Raw genomic sequence first — 4,900 nt, 5'->3', positions numbered from 1 at the left:
GCGGTGGCGGGCTGCGCCAGCGCGTTGGCCATCCCCGCCACGCCGACCCCGACCAGCAGCCAGCCGATCGACGGCGCCGAGGCCATCCACACCGCGCACGCCCCGGTCGTCAGCGCGGCGAGCCTCAGGGCCGCCGTGGGACCGATGCGCTCGGTCAACAGCGACAACGGGTGCGACGTGAGCGCGGCGACGGCGAAGAACACCGCCGTCGCCGCACCGACCATGGCCACGGTCAGGTGCAGTTCCTGCCCGATCTGAACGGCCATCGCGCTGACCAGGTACGTGGGCAGACCACCTACGGTGACTGCCGCGCCGGTCGCCAACAGCGTGCGCGAGACAGACCTCCGGCTGTCTCCGGATAACTCCCCCATGTCGCGATTGAATCACAGGACACCGACAGAGCGGTCGAGTTCAGGTGGGCGAGGAACGCCACAGCCGCATTACCGGCCACCGCCGCATTAGCGGTTGCCCAGTGCCAATGCGAGTTCCCGAAGCCCGCGCATCATCCGCTCGCATTCGCCCCGGTCGCGGCCGATGCAGATCGCGCCGAATTTCCCGTACGTCGGCAGGGCGCTGAGCAGGTGCAGCACCACCCCGGTCCGCGTGACGGGGTCGTAGTGCAGCGGGGACGAGCGGACCGCGTCGATGAGCGCGCTGGGCCGCACGCCGACCAGGCTCGGGTCCGCGATCCCGTCGGACGCCTCGTACACCCGCGGCGAACCGCCCACCACCAGGTCGCCGTCGGGATCGGGCACGGTGTCCAGCAGCGCGGTGGCCATCGTGAAGCCGTGCTTGGTGCCGGTGGCGCGCAGGTTCAGCTCGCAGCCGAGCACCTGCCACCGGGAGCCCTCGCGCACGGCGAGGAAGTCCACGCCGTAGTCGCCGCGGCGCACGCCGTTCGCGACCAGTCGCGCGCCGACCGCCAGGCCGTGCCGCAGCGCCTCGGAGCGGTAGGCCGCGTCCGCGGGGAAGCAGCTGCCCACGTAGGTCAGGCCCGCGCCGCCGAGCACCTGGTCGTGGACGGACACCGCGGTCACCGTGCCGTCCTCCGCGATGCGGCCCTGGAAGCTGGGGCTGCGCACCTCGTCGCCCTCGACCCAGCGCTCCGCGACGACGCCGGAGGTGGTGATCATCGCGGCGTACTGGGCCCACGTCAGCTTGGGGTCCACCAGGTCCGCGGTCGGCAGCGCCGCCGCCACCGCGGCCCGGACGCCCTCGCGGTCCGCCGGCAGGTCGGTCGCGCCCAGGTCGAGCAGCGCGTTGCCCATGCCCGCGCCGAACTCGGTGCTGCTGAGCTTGAGGACGAGCTTGCGGTGACCCGCTTCGACCAGGTCGGTGATGCCCCCGGCCAGTTCGTCCACCGAGTGGAACTCGTCGGTGCCGGCGACCACGGGCACGCCCGCGTCGAGGAAGATCCGCCGCCCGGAAGCCTTGGTGCCCAACGGGATCACCGAGGCGTCGGCCTGGTTGGCGGGCATGCCCAGGGACGCGGCGAGCTCCTCCAGGTTGGCCGACGGCTCGAAGCAGTCCAACCGCACGTCCGCGCCCGCGGCCCGCTCCCTGGCCACGAACGCGTGAATCCGCTCGCGCAGCTCGCCCGCCGCCGGGTTGGTCCCGTCGAGCAGCTTGGTGCTGAGCCAGCGGGAGGAGCGGTCGTCCAGGCTGCCCACCTCGACCCGGTCGCGCAGGGCCTTGAGCTGACCCTCGTGCTCCTCGGGCAGCAGGCCGAGGAAGTACTCGACCTGCTCGTCCGCGTCGACCATCGCGGGCGCGGCCACGTAGAACAGCGACCCACCGCCGCGCCGCACCACCGAGACGATCGCCGCGCCCGCCGGCCGTTCGGGGAACAGGGTCGAACCGCTGAGCCGTTCGAGCAGTTCCGGACTGCATTCTCGACTTTGGACGGAAACGACGGCGGGATGCGACATGAATTTCCTTCGGAAAACGTGGCCACGATCCCCCCGGAACGACGCCCGGGGGGATCGTACGCGCAGTTATCGCGGCGATGCGCAATGCTACCAATAGTCGATCACGGTCGGGCCAGCACCTCCAGCAAAGGCCCGTCCTCCACCCCGCCCTTCACCGTGCGCTGGTACAGCTCCAGGTAAAAGGCGCAGAACAACTTGTAAACGTTGGTGATGTGCTCGACGATCCGCCTCTTGTCGTCCTCGGTCTCGACGAACGTCATCAGCACGTTCCACACGAAGTCGGTGTGGTCGTCCTCGAGGTCGTGGTCGACGTGGGCCTGCTGGCCCTTGGCCATCCCGGAACCGAGCACGTCCTCGACGTTCTCGATCCACTGCGGCTGGGTCATCAGCGAGACGTTCTCGATGAAGTACGAGCTCGCCAATGACGCCAGCGGCCGGCCCTCGTGCTCCAAGCCGTAGTAGAAGTAACCCTGCAGCAGCTTGGTGGTGAACAGCGGCTCGGTGGAGTAGATCTCCTCCTTGCTCACGCCGACCCGTTCCAGGTCCTTGGCGAACAGGGAGTCGTGCAGCATCTCGTCCTCGGTGTAGGCGCACCACTTCTTGGCCAGCACCGGGTTGTGCTTGGTGAAGTAGTGGATCGTCAGCGCGTCGATCCAGCGCTTCATCCGCAGTCGGAGGATGATCTCGACGATGTGGCGCTTGTAGTAGTCGAGGTTGATGTCCTTGGCGCGGTACAGGTGGTCGGCGCCCTCCACCTCCCGGTAGAACCGCTCGACCATCTCGCGCAGCAGGGCGTCGACCTCCTGCTTGAACTCGGGGTGCTTCTCCGTGACGACGGTGTTGGTCACCGCGCGGCCCTTCCTTTCGGTCAGCGGGCTGCCGGGAGCCCGTAGTGCCTGCTCTTGGTGGTGATCGCCGTGCGCCTGGGCAGGTGCTGGTCGAGCACCTCGATGCCGCGCGCGACCCGGTCGACCCGCTCGCGGGAGATCGCCTCGCCCAGCCGGTCGTAGGGGTGCCCCTGCACGCTGGCGCCCATCTTCAACATCACCGGGGCGCCCACCTGCACGATCTCGGCCAGCTCGTAGAACCGGATGAACCCGCCCTTGGCCTTGTAGACGTCCGTCGGCACGTCCATGGGCAGTCCGGGGTTGAGCCTGCGGATCTGGTGGATCATCGGCACGCCGAGGTCGTGCGCGAGGGTGATGCTGTCCGCGCCGTTCTCCGCGAAGATCCGCGCCAGGAACGGGTTGGTCGCCATGCAGTGGCTGGAGGTCTTGAACACCATCTCCGCCGGCAGCGCGCCCTCGCGGCGCATCTCGTCGAGCACCCGCAGCACGCCGATGTCGTAGACGGTGATGCCGCGGCAGCCCAGCGCCGCCAGCCGCAGCGCCTCCTCGACGCACGCCCGGAACGCGTCGCTGTTGTTGATCTGCCTGCCCATCTCCAGGCCGAACTCCGAGCGGTAGAAGCTGCCCTTGACGTCGTACTCCGGGCGCGGGCCGATGCTGACCACCAGCCCGTACTCGTTCTCCCGGCACAGCGCGAACATGTCGCTCAGCTCGCTGTCGGACAGCAGGAACGACCCGCGCGTCTCGTTGAACCGGGTGACGTAGAGCCCGTGGTCACCGATCAGCTTCACCAGCCGTTCGAGCTCCGCGAGGCTGTTGACCACCGGGATCTCCACGCCGTACTGGCCGCCGCCGTCGAACTCGCCGGTGGAGAGCTCCAGCTCCGCGGCGTCGCTGTAGGGGTAGGACTTGCCCGCCAACCACTCCAGGCCGCGACCACCGGTGATCCCGACGCTGCCCATGTGACCTCCACTGTTCTCGTTGCCTCAGTCCGCCCGGATGGGCTGGGGGATGCGCAGCGCCGCCATGAGCGCGCCCTTCGCCGCGGTGGTCGGCGCGTGCACCACGCACAGCAGGCGGTCGCGCTCACCGACCTCGCGGGCGAAGAACCCGTCGACGGCGGCGTCACCGCTGCGCGGGGCGTCGCGCCAGAACCGGCTGCTGATCCGCCCGCCGCCGCCGTGCACGACGCCGGTCCCGGCGCGGAACTCGCAGCCCGGTGACAGCGCCGCGGCCAGCCGCGCGGGGATCGCGGCGTCGCCGGGCGCGTCGAGCTCCGGGTAGAACCCGATGTCGCCGCCGAGGGCGAACCGGCGCATCAGCAGGTACGCCTTGGGCGTGTAGGTCTTCATGGCCACCAGCTCGGGGAAGTCGCCCAGCGCGCGGACGACGCCGGCGAACAGCGCCGACACCAGGCCGAGCGCCACCCCCGAACCGTGCAGTTGCTCACCGACCAGCAGCGTCTCGATGTAGGTGAAGTCCAGGCCGTCGGCGCTCAACCCGTTGGCCGCCATCAGCCCGACGCACGCGCCGTCCGCCTCCGCGACGGCGAGGTGGGCGCTCCCGGCCAGGATGGCCGGCTTCGCGCGGAGGTAGTGGGCCACCTCGTGCCGCGGCATGGCGGCGGCCAGTTCGGCACCCAGCCGAGCGCGCCGCGCGGTGTCGAGTGAATTCCCGTTCCCCAGATATCGGATTTCCACAGTGCGCACGCGACCGCCTGTTGGGAAAGTGTGTGGAATGGCTGATTTAATGCATGGGACGTTGGCTCCCCTCGATCGAAGCTAGCAGGTCGATCTTGGGTCGACAACACTGTCACCCGTATTGCGCAGTGACGTGGACAGGCCTCTGATCAGCACTGATCGGCCAGTCGGACGAGCGGTGGGCGTTCCGTGAACGTTCCTGTGATCATTCTTGAAAGGTGGTGGAAATAGGTGTCGGAGCCTTGCAGGGCGGCGGCGGGAAGTCGAGACCCGAAAAGGCGAGGGGGTGGCGGTCATTCGGTCGAGCGCGGTGGCCTGCCGGTGCCCGGGGCGGGTGGCGGCGGTGTCGTGCCGCTCGGTAGTCTCGATCGCGCAGTGAGGAGTGTGATGAGCTACTCCACCCCCTTCCACCGCGAGGACGGCT

At 69.3% G+C, this 4,900-nt stretch carries 5 protein-coding genes; all 5 read right to left on the bottom strand.

Features of this window, described 5'->3' with window-relative positions:
* Window positions 1–266, bottom strand: a 266-nt coding sequence (locus tag AB0G02_RS28220) for an MFS transporter (protein WP_360799555.1), incomplete at its 3' end; no start/stop codon positions are given.
* A 192-nt stretch (window positions 267–458) separates the two neighbouring features.
* On the bottom strand, window positions 459–1,928 hold the full coding sequence (locus tag AB0G02_RS28215; RefSeq protein WP_360799552.1) for a peptide ligase PGM1-related protein: 1,470 nt from the start codon (window positions 1,926–1,928) through the stop codon (window positions 459–461).
* Window positions 1,929–2,029: 101 nt separating this feature from the next.
* Window positions 2,030–2,776, bottom strand: a complete 747-nt coding sequence (locus AB0G02_RS28210; RefSeq protein WP_360799549.1) for an iron-containing redox enzyme family protein — start codon at window positions 2,774–2,776, stop codon at window positions 2,030–2,032.
* 20 nt (window positions 2,777–2,796) lie between these two features.
* A complete protein-coding gene (locus AB0G02_RS28205; protein WP_360799546.1) occupies window positions 2,797–3,738 on the bottom strand; it encodes a peptidase in 942 nt (313 codons plus the stop codon).
* 24 nt (window positions 3,739–3,762) lie between these two features.
* Complete coding sequence (locus tag AB0G02_RS28200) at window positions 3,763–4,485, bottom strand: hypothetical protein (RefSeq protein ID WP_360799543.1); 723 nt, start codon at window positions 4,483–4,485, stop codon at window positions 3,763–3,765.
* Window positions 4,486–4,900 lie beyond the last annotated feature (415 nt).

This window comes from Actinosynnema sp. NPDC023658 (assembly GCF_040639995.1).
In the GTDB taxonomy this organism is placed as follows: Bacteria; Actinomycetota; Actinomycetes; order Mycobacteriales; family Pseudonocardiaceae; genus Actinosynnema.
This window is presented reverse-complemented; position numbering and strand designations above follow the sequence as displayed.